General features: G+C 36.9%; 15 protein-coding genes. 8 read left to right on the plus strand and 7 right to left on the minus strand.

Annotated features, from left to right (window positions below; genetic code table 11):
- Window positions 1-60 precede the first annotated feature (60 nt).
- The 3 genes from I6L31_RS13950 (at window position 61) to I6L31_RS13960 (ending at window position 3,536) form a co-directional block, all read left to right on the plus strand.
- Window positions 61-558: a thioesterase family protein gene (locus tag I6L31_RS13950; protein ID WP_005002861.1), complete on the plus strand. Its 498-nt coding sequence runs from the start codon at window positions 61-63 to the stop codon at window positions 556-558.
- Window positions 559-833: 275 nt separating this feature from the next.
- Window positions 834-1,988, plus strand: coding sequence for an HlyD family secretion protein (locus I6L31_RS13955; protein ID WP_005002862.1), 1,155 nt, complete (start codon window positions 834-836; stop codon window positions 1,986-1,988).
- 3 nt (window positions 1,989-1,991) lie between these two features.
- Window positions 1,992-3,536 carry a DHA2 family efflux MFS transporter permease subunit gene (locus tag I6L31_RS13960; RefSeq protein ID WP_005002864.1) on the plus strand — a complete coding sequence of 515 codons (1,545 nt, stop codon included), beginning with the start codon at window positions 1,992-1,994 and terminating at the stop codon, window positions 3,534-3,536.
- Between the two features lie 81 nt (window positions 3,537-3,617).
- On the opposite strand, the gene I6L31_RS13965 is transcribed toward I6L31_RS13960, so the two are convergent.
- Window positions 3,618-5,033, minus strand: a complete 1,416-nt coding sequence (locus I6L31_RS13965) for an aminotransferase-like domain-containing protein (protein WP_005002867.1) — start codon at window positions 5,031-5,033, stop codon at window positions 3,618-3,620.
- 240 nt (window positions 5,034-5,273) lie between these two features.
- Here I6L31_RS13965 and I6L31_RS13970 point away from each other — a divergent pair, with 240 nt between their 5' ends.
- The 3 genes from I6L31_RS13970 to I6L31_RS13980 all read left to right on the plus strand — a co-directional run bounded on the left by I6L31_RS13970 (window position 5,274) and on the right by I6L31_RS13980 (window position 6,482).
- Window positions 5,274-6,095, plus strand: a complete 822-nt coding sequence (locus I6L31_RS13970) for a hypothetical protein (RefSeq protein ID WP_005002869.1) — start codon at window positions 5,274-5,276, stop codon at window positions 6,093-6,095.
- Window positions 6,096-6,127: 32 nt separating this feature from the next.
- Complete coding sequence (locus I6L31_RS13975) at window positions 6,128-6,283, plus strand: hypothetical protein (protein ID WP_005002873.1); 156 nt, start codon at window positions 6,128-6,130, stop codon at window positions 6,281-6,283.
- 88 nt (window positions 6,284-6,371) lie between these two features.
- Window positions 6,372-6,482: a hypothetical protein gene (locus I6L31_RS13980; RefSeq protein WP_004990935.1), complete on the plus strand. Its 111-nt coding sequence runs from the start codon at window positions 6,372-6,374 to the stop codon at window positions 6,480-6,482.
- A gap of 249 nt (window positions 6,483-6,731) precedes the next feature.
- On the opposite strand, the gene I6L31_RS13985 is transcribed toward I6L31_RS13980, so the two are convergent.
- The 3 genes from I6L31_RS13985 to I6L31_RS13995 all read right to left on the minus strand — a co-directional run bounded on the left by I6L31_RS13985 (window position 6,732) and on the right by I6L31_RS13995 (window position 9,017).
- Complete coding sequence (locus I6L31_RS13985; RefSeq protein ID WP_005002881.1) at window positions 6,732-7,199, minus strand: BLUF domain-containing protein; 468 nt, start codon at window positions 7,197-7,199, stop codon at window positions 6,732-6,734.
- A 474-nt stretch (window positions 7,200-7,673) separates the two neighbouring features.
- Window positions 7,674-7,934, minus strand: coding sequence for a hypothetical protein (locus tag I6L31_RS13990; protein WP_004990931.1), 261 nt, complete (start codon window positions 7,932-7,934; stop codon window positions 7,674-7,676).
- Between the two features lie 609 nt (window positions 7,935-8,543).
- The gene (locus I6L31_RS13995) at window positions 8,544-9,017 is read right to left on the minus strand and encodes a pyridoxamine 5'-phosphate oxidase family protein (protein ID WP_005002882.1); all 474 of its coding nucleotides are present in this window, start codon (window positions 9,015-9,017) and stop codon (window positions 8,544-8,546) included.
- A gap of 433 nt (window positions 9,018-9,450) precedes the next feature.
- Between I6L31_RS13995 and otsB the strand changes: the two genes are divergently transcribed.
- Together otsB and I6L31_RS14005 are read left to right on the plus strand one after the other, a co-directional pair.
- On the plus strand, window positions 9,451-10,296 hold the full coding sequence (gene otsB, locus I6L31_RS14000) for a trehalose-phosphatase (RefSeq protein ID WP_005002884.1): 846 nt from the start codon (window positions 9,451-9,453) through the stop codon (window positions 10,294-10,296).
- On the plus strand, window positions 10,289-11,737 hold the full coding sequence (locus I6L31_RS14005) for a trehalose-6-phosphate synthase (RefSeq protein WP_005002886.1): 1,449 nt from the start codon (window positions 10,289-10,291) through the stop codon (window positions 11,735-11,737). Before otsB ends, I6L31_RS14005 begins: the two co-directional genes overlap by 8 nt.
- A 101-nt stretch (window positions 11,738-11,838) precedes the next feature.
- Here the strand turns inward: I6L31_RS14005 and I6L31_RS14010 are convergent, their stop codons facing one another.
- The 3 genes from I6L31_RS14010 to I6L31_RS14020 all read right to left on the minus strand — a co-directional run bounded on the left by I6L31_RS14010 (window position 11,839) and on the right by I6L31_RS14020 (window position 15,532).
- Complete coding sequence (locus tag I6L31_RS14010; protein WP_005002887.1) at window positions 11,839-13,047, minus strand: MFS transporter; 1,209 nt, start codon at window positions 13,045-13,047, stop codon at window positions 11,839-11,841.
- 388 nt (window positions 13,048-13,435) lie between these two features.
- Complete coding sequence (locus I6L31_RS14015; protein ID WP_004990919.1) at window positions 13,436-13,702, minus strand: hypothetical protein; 267 nt, start codon at window positions 13,700-13,702, stop codon at window positions 13,436-13,438.
- 558 nt (window positions 13,703-14,260) lie between these two features.
- Entirely contained in the window at window positions 14,261-15,532 is a 1,272-nt protein-coding gene (locus I6L31_RS14020; RefSeq protein ID WP_005002888.1) for a Glu/Leu/Phe/Val family dehydrogenase, read from the minus strand.
- Window positions 15,533-15,541 lie beyond the last annotated feature (9 nt).

Raw genomic sequence — 15,541 nt, forward strand, 5'->3', positions numbered from 1 at the left:
ATAGGGCATTTGTACAAGCAGAATTGGCTTTAATTTAGATTTGTGAAGATTAGGGAACGTATGACTGAAGCGAAAAAAACATGGACTGGACATATTCAATTAGGCTCAAAAATCGATATTAGCGTGATTCTGAATCAGTTATGTCAGGCATTTAATAGTTCTCCTTTTTTTAAACATAATGCGATGACCATGCGCGTTGTAAATGATGAGATAGAAGCGCATATCGAAATGTTGCCAAATTTAATCGGGAATGTTGCTTTTCAAATTTTACATGGCGGTGTTGCTGCGACAATGTTGGATAGCATCGGCGGAATTGTGGCGATGGGAGAGTTGTATAAACAAACTGAAGCTGAACATATGGCGGAAACCATCAAGAAAGTTTCACGCTTGGCAACGGTTGATATGCGGGTGGATTATCTAGCCCCTGGACGTGGAGAATACTTTATTGCTAAAGCTGAAGTCCTGCGATTGGGGCGTAAAGGTTGTACCATGCGAATGACGATGAAAAATAATGAAGACAAAATAATTGCAGTTGGAACAGCATCTTATGCCTATTAAGTAAGTTGATCGATTAGGACAGAGGAGCATCTTTAGAGATGCTTTTTTTATGCGATTTCTTTTGGAAATGCAGTAAAACTCAGCTTAAGCAAAAATGAACTGGTAAGTTATGTTTTTATTATCAGCCTATGATTTTTTTGGTTATTCTTGCTTCATTTGAAAATTAACATTGTCAAAACTATTCTCATTTAAGATTAAGTTCAGATTCAGAACTTAGACTGGTCGATCGAACTGGAAAATTGTGAAATTTCAACCTACAGAATTAGGAATATCCGATGACAAATGCTCAAGATGATGTGCAGGCAACAGAGCAGACAGCATCAACTTCTGATGACGCAATGAAGTCTAAACGCAAAAAACTACTCGGTTATTTTGCCTTGATTGTGATTATTGCCGCCATTTTATATGCGATTTGGGCTGTATTTTTTAATCATTCGATCAGCACCGACAATGCCTATGTGGGGGCTGAAAATGCTCAAATCACCTCTATGGTGAGCGGTCAGGTTGCCAAAGTCTTGGTCACTGACACAGCACAAGTCAAACAAGGTGATATTCTGGTTGAAATTGACAATCGAGATGCAACGATTGCTTTGGCGCAGGCAAAGGCTGAATTGGCAAAAGCAAAACGTCAATATCAACAAAGTTCAGCCAATAGTAGTTCATTAAGTTCACAAGTTATCGTGCGTGACGATGAAATCAATAGTGCCAAAGCACAGGTTGCCAAAGCACAGACGGATGTAGACAAAGCCAAACAGGATTATGATCGCCGTGCATCACTGGCAGCGACAGGCGCGATTTCCAAAGAAGAACTGACTTCTGCACAAAGCGCATTGCATACAGCACAAGCCAATTTAAATGTGGCTCAGGCTGGACTATCTCAGGCTGAATCTAATCGTAAAGCGGCCATGAGTAACTTGGCTGCCAATGATGCCTTAATTAAAGGTACCGATGAAGACACGCTTCCAGATGTATTGGTCGCTCAGGCGAAAGTTGAACAAGCACAGCTTGATCTGGATCGTACCGTGATTCGCGCGCCAGTTGATGGTGTAGTCGCACGTCGTAATATTCAGGTTGGTCAGCGTGTCGCTCCCGGTACAGTGATGATGAGTGTTGTTCCGATTTCTCAACTGTATGTCGATGCTAACTTTAAAGAAAGTCAGTTGGCTAAAGTCCGTGTGGGACAAACAGCAACCCTGACTTCAGATTTGTATGGTGATGATGTTGAATATCATGGCAAGGTGATCGGCTTCTCTGGCGGAACGGGCGCTGCTTTTGCCTTAATCCCTGCACAAAATGCGACAGGTAACTGGATTAAAGTGGTTCAGCGTTTACCTGTACGGATTGCACTTGATCCTAAAGAGTTGGCAGATCATCCATTACGAGTGGGTCTGTCAATGGAAGCCAAAGTCGATCTTTCTTCGAAGAAGTAATCTATGAGTGCTCAAAATCAGGCGGCATCACGGACACCTTTTGCCGAGTTAAGTGGTGGTCGCTTGCTGCTTGCAGCATTTGTCATCGCGTTATCTAATTTTATGGTGGTACTCGATACCACTATTGCCAATGTTTCTGTACCGCATATTACAGGAAATCTGGCAGTTTCTTCTTCGCAAGGCACATGGGTGGTGACCTCCTATGCAGTTGCCGAAGCGATTTGTGTTCCATTGACAGGCTGGCTGGCAAGCCGTTTTGGTACAGTTCGTGTCTTTGTGATGGGGCTGATTGGTTTTACTGTATTCTCATTTTTATGTGGACTCTCGACCAGCCTTGAAATGTTGGTGTTGTGTCGGATCGGGCAGGGTTTGTCTGGTGGGCCATTGATGCCGCTCAGTCAAACTTTGCTGATGCGTATTTTCCCACAGGAAAAACATTCTCAAGCGATGGGACTTTGGGCAATGACCACCGTATTAGGTCCGATTCTAGGTCCGATTTTAGGTGGTTTAATCAGTGATAATTTGTCTTGGCACTGGATTTTCTTTATCAATATTCCTGTTGGGATTATTTGTGTGATGGCAGCCATCCGACTGCTATCTGTGGCAGAAACAGATACCGTTCGCTTAAGAATCGATAGTGTTGGCTTATTTCTATTAGTACTGTGGATTGGTGCATTACAGCTCATGCTAGATTTGGGGCATGAACGTGACTGGTTTAATAATACCAGTATTGTCATGCTTGCGTTGACGGCCATTATTGGTTTCATTGTTTTTCTGATCTGGGAAATGACCGATAAACAGCCTGTGGTCAATCTCTGGATCTTTCGGCATCGAGGTTTTACGGTGTCGGTTCTGGCGCTGTCCTTTGGTTTTGGCGCGTTTTTTGGCAGTATTGTCCTGATTCCCCAATGGTTGCAAATGAACCTCGGTTATACCGCAACTTGGGCAGGCTATTTGACGGCAACCATGGGTTTTGGTAGCTTAACCATGTCGCCTATAGTTGCTAAATTAGCAACAAAACATGATCCACGCGCTTTGGCCAGTTTTGGTCTGTTACTGCTGGGTGTTGTGACCTTTATGCGAGCCTTCTGGATTACCGATTCAGACTTTATGACTTTGGCTTGGCCGCAGATATTGCAAGGCTTTGCTGTGCCATTTTTCTTTATTCCTCTGTCCAATATTGCACTTGCTTCGGTTCTCCCACAAGAAATCGCATCCGCTGCGGGATTGATGAACTTCCTAAGAACTATGGCAGGGGCAATTGGCGCGTCTATTGCGGTCACCATTTGGGATGACCATGCCAAAGTTGCCCGTAGTGAAATGGTCTCGAGCTTACATGTTGAAGAAACCCAAAACACGCTGATTCAGAGTGGTTTTAGTCCAGACAGTACATTGGGCATTATTTCTAGTCTAGTGGATAAAGAAGCGATTACCATGTCGGCAAATCATGTGTTTTTGTTATTTGCTATGGCTTTCATTTTTGCAGGATTCATCATCTGGTTAAGTCCAAAACCACAGCGCAGTTTACAAGGGCCTGCACCTCATTAAGTAAAAATAGGGAACTTGAGTTCCCTATTTTTACTCGGCTGAATAAATTCTGACTCTGGTCAGTTTCAACTATTTAAAAGATCAAGATTGGATTTGAATATTTAAAATAGAGTCAATAAGCGTATCTAATCCAGTTTGTATGGATGCATTCCATTCAAATGAGCAATTTAAACGAATAGCATGTTGGTTATTTTCTAAAACATTAAAAAGAGCGCTAGGAGCAACGCCAATCTGTTGGGTGATGAGCTGATGGTAAAGCTCCAGACTATTAAGATATAAGGGAAGCTTGATCCAAATAAAGTAACCGCCCGAAAAACTATAAATTTCGCAGCATTGTCCCAAATGTTGTTTTAAATATTGAGTAAAGCGTTTTTTGTTCTTTTCCAGACGTTGACGTAATTGACGTAAATGCTTTTCATAATGATGACTCGATACAAATTCAACCAAAGCATTTTGAATCAAGGTATTGGCTGAAATGGTGCTCATCAGTTGCAAATGCTGAATTTGCTCTGAATATTTTCCTGCATAGACCCAACCTACACGAAAACCAGCACCTAAAGTTTTTGAAAAAGACGAACAATGCAAAACTAGATTATTACTGTCAAAATATTTCATGGGAAGCGGCTTATTTAAACCAGAATAAAGTTCCTCATAGACATCATCTTCAATTAAATGGATGTGATATTGATGTAAAAGTTTGGCAATTTTATATTTGAGATCATCACTCACAGTAAATCCAATCGGATTCTGGGCATTTAACATAAACCAGCATACTTTAATTGGATAATGTTGAATGATTTGTTCAAAGGCTTGCAGGTCAAAACCATGTGTCGGATGTTCTGGCAGCGTAATCACTTTTAAGCCTAAGCGTTCTGCGGCTTGCCATGCCCCATAAAAGGTGGTCTGTTGTAATAATATATAGTCACCTGGCTGAGTCAGCGCCTGTAATGATAAATTCAAGGCATCCAGACCCCCCGACGTAATCACAATATCATCTGCATCGGTGGCTATTCCTTGCATGGCATAACGCTGGGCAATCATTTTGCGCAAGGCCAGATTTCCTGGTGGAAGATTACTGGTTTGATCATAACTATTTCGATCTCGTGCCATCTGACTTAAGGTTTGCAGCAGCTTTGCTGGCGTCAGCAGATGATGATCTGGAAAAGCAGAACCAAATGGCACAATATCTTTGGATTGAATCGATTTTAAATACTTAAAGACAAGAGAGTTGATCTCTATTTTAGGATTTAGTGAAACGAGGGTTGTTGCTTGAGGAGTTTGGTTTTTTGACTGTTCAGCAACAAAATAACCCGATTTTTCTTTTGAATAAATTAAGCCTTGTGCCTCAAGATTCTGATAGGCATTCATCACGGTCATCAAACTAAACCCAGAAATTTCAGCTTGTTCACGTAAAGAGGGCAATTTGCTTTGCGCAGGCCATGTCCCATTTTCAATCAATTGTTTTAAATGCTGCGCCAACTGTTCAGATTTATACATTGCAATGAAAAACACAATCGAAAGAAAGATATAACACTTTAGCGTAGATTTAATCGAAAATGGACTAAAATGGATGTAAAAATATAACAGATTAAGAGAAACTGCTTCATCTGTTATATTTTTTATAGCTCAATCTGTATCTTACAATCCACCTATTTTCCAAAGACAATAGATTAAAACTCAAGCAGATATACATTTTTAGATTTGATTTACTGTTGAGATGAAATAAAGAGGTGTGATGTGTTCAAAACTGAAGAATTAAATCAACTGTTGAAGATTTTTCCTGAACAGGCACCTTCTCAGAATGTACAACAACAGATTTTAAATCAATATGTTAATCTCGAAGCAACCATCCTACGTGCCAAAGTATTAAGAAGTATGGCGCCTGTAGATTTGACTTATATGATCCAGTCTGCGATTAAACAGGATGATATGAATGTGGCTTATGTTTTTTCGCCCTTCATCTTGGCGAATTTAAATAAAAAAACTATTTATTCAACGCCTTTTACTCCCATGATTCGCGATCTGCTGTCACCATTTTATCAAGTTCATCATCACACTCAAATTCATATTGATCGGACATTGGAGTCCTTAAATCTGTATCTGGATATTTTTGAATATGATGATGATTTAGATTTTGTATTTTTAAAATTGATTCAGGCAATATGTCGTTCAGATACTTCAAAAATATTTATTTTGACGTACTTAAAAACTGATTTAGAAATCTTAAATCAAATGAGTCATTTTTTAAAAGTCAAAATATATGTCATTAAACAACAGGCTGGAGATGTAGCCTTTAGATCGAATCAAATCGATCAGAAAAAATTACTGTTTAAAAGAAAAGATGATTTGCACCAAAAGCTTTGCCATGAATTTTCTGAAATAAATGTACCATTAATCATGTTGACGCATGGTTTTAGCCCAAAACAGGCACATCATTTGATAGAAGATATGTTTTATTCGGAACATATTTTTGAAAAAATTTCAGTCTATGCCGAATATATTCAAACGCAAATTCAAAATGTAAATATGCTGAAGCGTTTAGAAAGTTCTTCGATTTAATTTATTTTTTAAATATTGAGGAGTCTGGTCTTATGTCAAAGGATCAATCAAAATTTCCATTTGTGGTCGTAGGAATTAGCATTTTTTTAGGTTGTATGTTCTTAGCATTATTTTATTTTGCTGTGAGCCATGAACCTGAATATATGCCATCCCAGCAACAAAAGCAGGTAGTGGTTGAACATCAGTAATTTTTTATTAAGTATATGAATTTTAATATTTTATTTTAATTTATTGTTGTGGGTTTAAGTCAGGTCGATCATCATTGAGGTTAATGATATGCAATTTTTAAAGCAAAAAAATAAGGCAAGTTTTGTCTTCTTTATCATTACGTTATATGCCTTTTTAGGTTTTGCTATTGGTTATGTCATTTGGGAATATCTGTTATAAATTTCAAGATAGTACTATTATTTATTTGGTATAAATTATATCGCGATGAATTGATTCATTGAAATTTTAACATTTAAATTTTTTTAATCAAAACGTTTTTAATAATGCTAACAGGCTGGTTGAGATTGAAGCCTGTTAGCATTATTCATATAGGCAAAATAGACTTCTTTCATCATTGTTTGAAGCCCTTTATTTTTCTTTCATAGGAAGAAATAAAGGGGATTTATGAAATAAGTCTAATAGATAATACTAAATATATTTATTTACACCACGATTATTCATACCGACTCGTTGCTTAATTTTGGCTTGATCAGCATCATAAAGATGATTTAAAAAAACAGGAAGTGTTTTGTCATCAAGTGCAGATGGAGAAAACATTTTAAAGTTCATTTTCTTAAAAAATTTATTAATCTCTGAATTACGTTGCACATATTTCATTGACCAATCTTTAAACTTGGTTTCCTCAATCTCCATAATTTCAAATGAAATAATTTCACAATGGCGTTCATCTTTACAGATATTGGCAAATAATGCTTCGACGATCTCTTTTTCACCTTGCAAGCATTGAAAAAAAGAGCCATCAGCATAGTAAAGCACGCCGCAAATATCATGACGACTATTAAAATCACGAGCTATGGTCAAAATATCATTCAGATCTTGTAACAGATCTTCTGATTGTAGATTGCGAGTACTCGCATAACATAACTGAATTTTCATAATTGCACATTCCTTAAATAACTTACGTCACATTTCAACTAAAAATGAGCAATAAAGAGTCAATAAAATTTATATCTTATTAATAAATAGAGATTAAATTTAGAGGAGTGGGAGTGACGTATCTCATAGTAGTCTGTTTTTCACAAATTGGCGAATTATTGAAATTAACTATAATTTAATAATTTGATTTAATTAATTAAATTAACTAAATAATATTTTTGGGTAATTTGTTATAATTCAAATAATTAATGAGATATATCAATTAAATTAAAATAAATGATAAAAATAAATTTCTTTAAAATATTAATTCATATCTTATTGATAAATATATCAAAAATTAAAATGATTGATTAATAAATGAACATTTGTAAGCTATGGATTACACTGTTGTAAGCTATGGATTAAAAAATGATGCATGACTAACGATCTAAATCTATAGAAAAATGTCGGTGAACTGATTTGTTTTTTCTTTGACTAAGAGAACTTTGGCTTTTTAGTTTTTAAGATTTTGATGACTTTGAATCGTTTTCCCTGAAGAGAAATCGTTTCACTGACTTTAGCGTGATTAAGCTGTTCCCATGATTCAAATGGAAAAAATTCATAGCTTTCAGCATAAACCCATAACCAATGATGAGTATTCATAAGGGTTTGAGTATTGAAAGTGACATCTTTCACACGAATGATTTGATGTTGATTTTTATCTTCATCTTGAAGAATGATGCGATGATTCTCCATAGATGATGCTCCCTAGAGAATTATTTAGATGATTTGTAGCTGGTATTAATTAATATTAACAAATCTCGGGCTATAAAAATGGATGCTCTGTATAGTTATAGTTTTAAAATTTGTGGAAATTTTACAAAGCTGATGCATATCATCATGCACAGATTGAATGACCATCATTATAATATTGTGATCTAATTCATTTTTAGTTTGAAGTGTTCTTGGTTTTTAATAAGGAATGATTTTTTTTATAATTGTTTAAATTCTCTTTATTTTTCTCCTATACGAAGAAATAAAAAGGGATGAATGAAAAAGTTCTCATGTAAGACTAAAGAAAAAACTGCTAAATATTAGAAAATACATAGAGTGATTATTATAATAGGAATTGGTTGAATTTAAATTTTTATTAAGAGACGATGTTTGAGTTTAAAATAAAAATTATAATAGTTTGTTTTGAGTTATACATGAAGCAAGAATGCTCCATGTATAACTCAAACAGTTCATTGAATCATGATTTCCATCTTTGATGGATGATCTGGATGTTCATCATGACGACTAGTTGCTTGAGATGTATCGATACCATTAATAATGATAGTCATACAGAAATTGCAATACGTTGTTTTAAAGTCTCACAGTATCGCTGGTTCCTAATTCTTGCTTTTCTCCTGAAATTGCAGCTTTAGTTAATTTATATAAAGTTGCAATCGTTCCTGCACTTTCCCAATACTGAGCTCCATGCGCATTTACCTGAATTAATTGTACGTCGGGATCCTGTTTTCCATTTTCAAAGAAAGCCTCATAAGCAGGAGACCAGAGTTCATCTAAAATGCTTTGATCATCAACAAGGTTTGCTGTGCCATGAATAGAAACATAATGGTTTGAAGAGGTGACATAGGCAAGGTTTACTTGAGAATCTGTCTGAAGGCTTTGACATAATTCAGATTTCTTGGAACCAATGAACCATACTTGACCATTAAATTCGCGATTTTGGGTGGTCATAGGTGCCGCGTGTAAATGTCCTTCAGTATTGCTAAAGGTGAAGATGACCGTTCTTATATTTTTAATGAGATCATTAATTTTTTCGTAGTCCGTCATTTAAAAATTCTCTTTATCAAATAAGTGAGTGGTTAGCATGCCTATATTGGGGGGCGTATAAAAACATCACTCTTGTTTCAAATGTTTAGTTTTTATGATCAGACTATGTGGATCATGTAAGCTAAGTAGGATTGTGTATCTAGTTCTTAAGATAAAGGCACTTTAACATATTGATTTCTTTTTTGAGTTTATAGACTTTATGACATATTTAAATCTTTTAACCTTTGTAAAATAATGAAAATAAAAAAATTATTCGGCTTTTTTTTTAATAAGAAATTTATTCAGTCTATGTAACAAATCATGAGTTTGTATCATTCAAATCAACTTAAGTAAATCCTAAGCGGATTGTTGAGGTGTTTAAGTAATTTTGCTTTATTTTTGATCGTTTTTAACTCAATCTAATTAAAAGCATTCACATTATAACGATGAACACATGAACATAAATATTCAAAATGAAAATAGCATATTAGCCCCTTCACATTATGATCGCTGTGAGGATGTGGTAAATGATATTTTTTCTCAAAATAAATCAATGGCATTATTTTTAGATATTGATGGAACTTTAGCAGAGTTTCAAATCGATCCATCAAGTTGTTTTATTTCAAAAGACATACTGGATTTAATCCAACATATTCAACAGCATCTTACTGTAGCTGCGATCACAGGTCGAGATTTATCATCTGCCAAGCACATGTTTGGAGCAATTGATCTACCTATTGCAGCCTTGCATGGTTTGTTGATTTATCTCAATGATCAAAATCAATTTTCTAAGCATTCTCAAAGTGAATTGTTTCAAGCGCTTGAGACTATTTTAAATAAGGATATTCAACGTTATCCAGAATTAATTATTGAAAATAAACAACATGCGATCGCGCTACATTATCGAAAATGCCCTGAACTACAACAGATTGCTAGTCTGATCATGCAGCGCCTACAACATCAACATGACCAGCTTCGATTGATCAAAGGCAAATATGTCTATGAATTAGTTTGGAATGATATTGATAAAGGTCAAGCCATCACAGAAATCTCGCACTTACTCAATCTGCAAAATCATTTAGCTATTTTCATTGGCGATGATCGAACCGATGAAGATGGTTTTAGCTACGTCAATCAAATGAAAGGCGTAACCATCAAGGTGGGTGAGGGTACAACAAATGCGACATATCGATTTAAAAATATTGATCAGGTCAATTTCTTTTTAAGGGTTTTTTTAGAACGACTACGTGATACCGCCATTCCTGAACATTTAGAAAAATATGGAGAAGAACATGTCTAGGCTTATTATATTATCGAATCGTGTCAGTTTACCTCAATCTGAAAAATGTGTAGCAGGCGGCTTAGCCGTCGCTATGCAGGATGCTTTGAGTAAAGTCGGCGGTATATGGGTAGGCTGGAATGGCGAGAAAGTTGAACAACAGACCAATCAACGCTTTGATATTTTATACAAATCAAAAATTACCTATATCACCTGTCCGCTCACCCAGAAACAATATCAGGATTATTACTGTGGTTTTGCTAATAATAGCTTGTGGCCAATGATGCATGACCGCGCTGATTTGATTGATTATCAATATGATGAATATCAAACCTATCAACAAGTGAATGCTTTATTTGCCAAAAAAATAAGTGAATTTGCCGCGCCAGATGACTTGATTTGGGTGCAAGACTATCATTTCTTAAGTGTTGCACGTCATTGTCGTGAATTGGGCATGCAAAATAAAATCGGTTTCTTTTTACATATTCCATTTCCAGCGCTTGAACTGTGGAAAAAGTTACCCGTTGCCAATACGCTACTTCAGGATATCTGCCATTATAATTTAGTTGGATTACAGACCCAGCAAGATCAAAAGAATTGTCTACAGGTATGTACGCAATTATTGCAAGCACAAAAAATTCAAAAAAATAGTTTAAGTCTGAATCAGCGCTTGGTTTCGATTCAACATTATCCGATTGGGGTCGATGTTAAAGGGATCCAAAAATCGGTTGCAGATTTAGCAAATGCTCGCTCAGAGCTACAGACTAAGCACTTGGCGATGAAAACCATTATTGGAGTAGATCGTATTGACTACTCTAAAGGCTTATTCGAGAGGTTTAATAGTTTTGCTCACTACTTAGAGCAACATCCTGAACGGCGTGGGCAGATTCAACATTTACAAATCGCATGTCCTTGTCGCCTTGATGTCGCCACCTATAAACGTCTATTTGAACGATTTAAATTAAAAATGGATATTATCAACAACGAATTTAAGCGAGAGGACTGGTATCCGATTGTATGTAGTTATGAATCAAAAGCACACAATCAACTGATGCAGTTTTATCGTGATGCAGATATCTGCTGGATTAGTTCACTTAAAGATGGAATGAATTTGGTCGCAAAAGAATATATTGCTGCACAAGATCCACAAAATCCGGGCGTGTTGATTTTATCAAAATTTGCTGGAGCGGCAGAACAAATGACCGATGCTCTGGTTGTTGATCCAACAGACCGTGAAGCCATGTCGACCGCACTGGAAACAGCACTCAATATGCCATTGGCAGAGCGAAAAAGTCGCTACCAGAAACTAATTCATGGACTAAGCATTTATGATATCAATGACTGGTGTCAAGATTTTCTAAATGACCTTGAATGTACTCAATACTTACATAATTTTGAGTATGAAAATATCCTTTCTTCGGTTTTGTTTTATCCTGACGCGTCATCGTCATATCGGATCTAAACAATAAATAATATCAACATTCGAACTGAGATTTATCACAACGCTTAGAGTAAAAATAAAGTCTTTGTGCTAACAACCAAAGACTTTATTATTGATACAAACTATTTTTGAGCCTTGATTTGACTAAAGTGATTCAGTGCCAGAATTGATAGAATTAAACCCGCCAGACATGCAAAGACTAATTGAAGACCTATATATTCTCCAATAATGCCAATCAGGGCAGGTCCAGTTAATGATCCTGTATAGGCAATGGTCGATACACATGATAAAGCAGCCGCTTTTTGCATGCTATTTTGTCGTCCAACGCGTGAAAACATCACAGGTACAATATTGGCCGAACCTAAGCCGAGTAAAGCATAGCCAATCAGAACAAATATCCATTGCGGTGCCAGTATGATACTCATCAATCCGACAAATGCACAAATCACACTATACTGAATCAGCTTGGATTCACCCAATAGCTGAAGTGCTTGTTGACCCATTAAACGGCCCGCAGTCATGGCGATAGCAAAACAGGTATAACCCAGTCCTGCATAAGCAGCATTCAGACCAAAATTATGCGTCAGATAAATGCCGCTCCAGTCCATCGCTGAACCTTCAGATAAAAAGCTAATAAAGCAAATCATCCCGATAATCAGGATTAAAAGGCTCGGGCGTTTTTTTGTGTTGCTGACTGATAAATCTTCGTGAGACTTTTCATTGAGTGGAGTCTCTTTTGGTATAACTGCTAATGCATAAGGAACACTTACGAAGCTCATCGCGACCAGAACCAGACCAATCATAAAAACACTGATCACAGGTGAAACGCCGATTGCCAACAAAACTGTCATGCTCATGACGCCAAGCAAGCCGCCTAAACTGCACATGCCATGAAAACCTGACATCATGGGTTTATCCGAATTCTTTTCTACAAAAACCGCTTGGAAATTGACCGTTACACCCAAGCTACCTGCCGCAGTTCCGAAAAAGAATAAAATTACCGCCATACTTAGCGCGGTACTACCCAATGCTAAAGCAGGTAATGATAGTAAGAGCATCAGCAGGGCAGCACTGATCAGCACTTTACAGCCTATACGATAAATTAATAGGCCAGTGATGGGCATAGCCAAAATCGCGCCTAAACCACTACATAGCAGTAATAGACCAAAGTCTGCGTGATTTAAATGCAAACGCTGTTGTGCAAATGGAATCAAAGGAGCCCAAGCTGCTGTTGCAAAACCGAGTGAAAAGAAAGCAAGACGTGTTGAAAGACGTTGAGCTACAAGTTGAATTTGAGCATCAGCGCGTGCTGCTCTGGAAAAAAAGATCATGCTAAAGCCGCCAATCTAAGACCCGATATTATCCCTTCCAGATAAGCCATCCATGTAAAAACCCTCACTTAAGTCATAGAAAATTTCTACAACCAAGCGAGGGTTTATTTGGCGAAATTATACACAATTTTATATAAATAGCATTAGTTTTTTTAAAATTAATATTTATAAAAATCAGTAACTTAAATTTTATTTTGTTAAGTTTTTGAAAATATTTAAGAAACTTTTTTGAGTCATCCTGAAATCAACAAAATGATCTTAAAATCCTTTTGGTTGCTTATGTGAAAAGTGACTTTAAATCAAATAGATAAAAAATTAAACAGCTTATATATAGACTTGATCAGAACATTGCATGATACAGTATCGAAAGCGGACTCAAACTGGAGAGTTAGATTCGTGCTAAAACCCAGTCAATGAAACGCTGCTTATCATTATAATCGGGCGCATCGTGAATCGAGACGATCAGAGGAAAACCAAAGTTTCCAATAATTCGATGTGGTTTTTCATATTCAAACGCAACATCATTTTCTTCATGTATTTCTCTAAAAAAATCGATAATTTTTTCACATTGGGCTTTTTTAGAGAAATTTGGTCGTTCTTTTATAAAATCATAAATTTGATTTAGAACCTCATCTGTATTTCTATTGCGAAACATAGTCTATCTCCCAGCATGATATTTTCTCATGTTTATGCGTGATAAAACATTGAGATGAACAACGATAACAAGAAGTTTAAAATGGATAAGCTGACAAAAAAATAAGATATTTCTTACAGCAAATGTAGGAAAACTCTTACATTTGATTAAAAAATAATCACATCCAATGATGCTTAAAATTTTTAGAAATAGTTTAATTTAGCGCTAGATGCTTAAGCCTCTTTTAGATCACTTAAATAAATAGCCACTATCATCTAAGTCATGCTGCCAAAGGATAAGATGACATTGACCGTTTTATTTCATAATTTTATCTAGCCGTTATTTAGATCAGTGCAGATAGGGAGATGAGTTGAGTCCTAATCTTTGCGCAATCAAAATAATCAAAGAAAGCCGAATAGACTTTAGCTATAACTCGGACTTTATTTTTATTTAAATGTTATTGTATTTATTAGATATTTCATTAAAAATTCAGTTCTTAGATCATCTCGATAAGATTGAAGAAAGCATCTTTAATGGTTATAGAGATGCTTCCAAGCTTTAAAATGGTCTACAAATTGCCTAGATAATTAAACCCCGATCACGACGCGCCAGTAAAATTCGCTCACAGGCAACGATATACGCGGCTGTTCGAAGTGAACAATTGGCATGTTGTGCACGATCCCAGACATCATGAATGGCTTTACGCATAATTACGTCCATACGATGATTAATTTCATCTTCCGTCCAGAAGTAACTGGCTAAATCCTGTACCCATTCAAAATAACTGACAGTCACACCGCCCGCATTACAAATGACATCTGGAACAATCACAATGCCACGTTCATTGAGTACGTCATCTGCGGCCGGATCGGTGGGGCCATTGGCACCTTCTAAAATCAGCTTGGTTTGAAGTTTCTGTGCGATTTCTTTGCTAATCACACCTTCGAGTGCAGCAGGGATAAAGATGTCGGCTTCAATATTCCAGAGTTCATTTTTGTCGATATCATGAACCATATCAAAGCCTTTAATGGCGCCTTGTTGTTTCTGATAAGCCAATAAATCTGGAATGTTAATGCCTTCAGGATGATATAGTGTTGCGGTGTGATCCTGTACCGCAATCACTTTTGCGCCAGACTCATGGAACAGTAAGGCTGCTTCAGCGCCAACATTACCAAAGCCCTGTACGCAGACCGTTGCATGCGCAATGTCTAAACCAATTTTTTGTGCGGCTTCCAGTCCTGTGACAAATACACCACGCCCAGTGGCTTTGGAACGACCAAGTGAACCACCCAAATGTACTGGTTTACCTGTCACCACCCCAGTCACAGTAGAGCCTGCATTCATGGAATAAGTATCCATCATCCATGCCATCACTTGGGGTGTCGTACCCACATCTGGCGCAGGAATATCTTTTTGTGGTCCAATAATTAAATTGATTTCCGTAGTATAGCGACGTGTTAAACGCTCTAACTCATTTTTAGACAACGTCGTCGGATCAACTCGAACGCCACCTTTAGCACCGCCAAAGGGTAAATTTAACGCTGCGCATTTAATAGTCATCCAGCCTGCCAGCGCCATCACTTCGTTCAGATTCACATCAGGATGAAAACGAACCCCGCCTTTACCCGGACCACGAGTAATACTGTGTTGAACACGAAAACCTTCAAAATGACGAACCGTACCATCATCCATTTTGACTGGAATATTCACGATCAATGAACGCTTTGGACGACGTAAATGATCCAGATTTTCTTTGAGATCGCCCAGATATGGCTCTACACGATCCAGTTGTTCCAGAAAGTTGAGCCAAGCTTGACCTTCGTTTTCATCAACATAAGATAAATTTTGCATGGGGATTAC

This window comes from Acinetobacter septicus (assembly GCF_019355975.1).
In the GTDB taxonomy this organism is placed as follows: Bacteria; Pseudomonadota; Gammaproteobacteria; order Pseudomonadales; family Moraxellaceae; genus Acinetobacter; species Acinetobacter ursingii.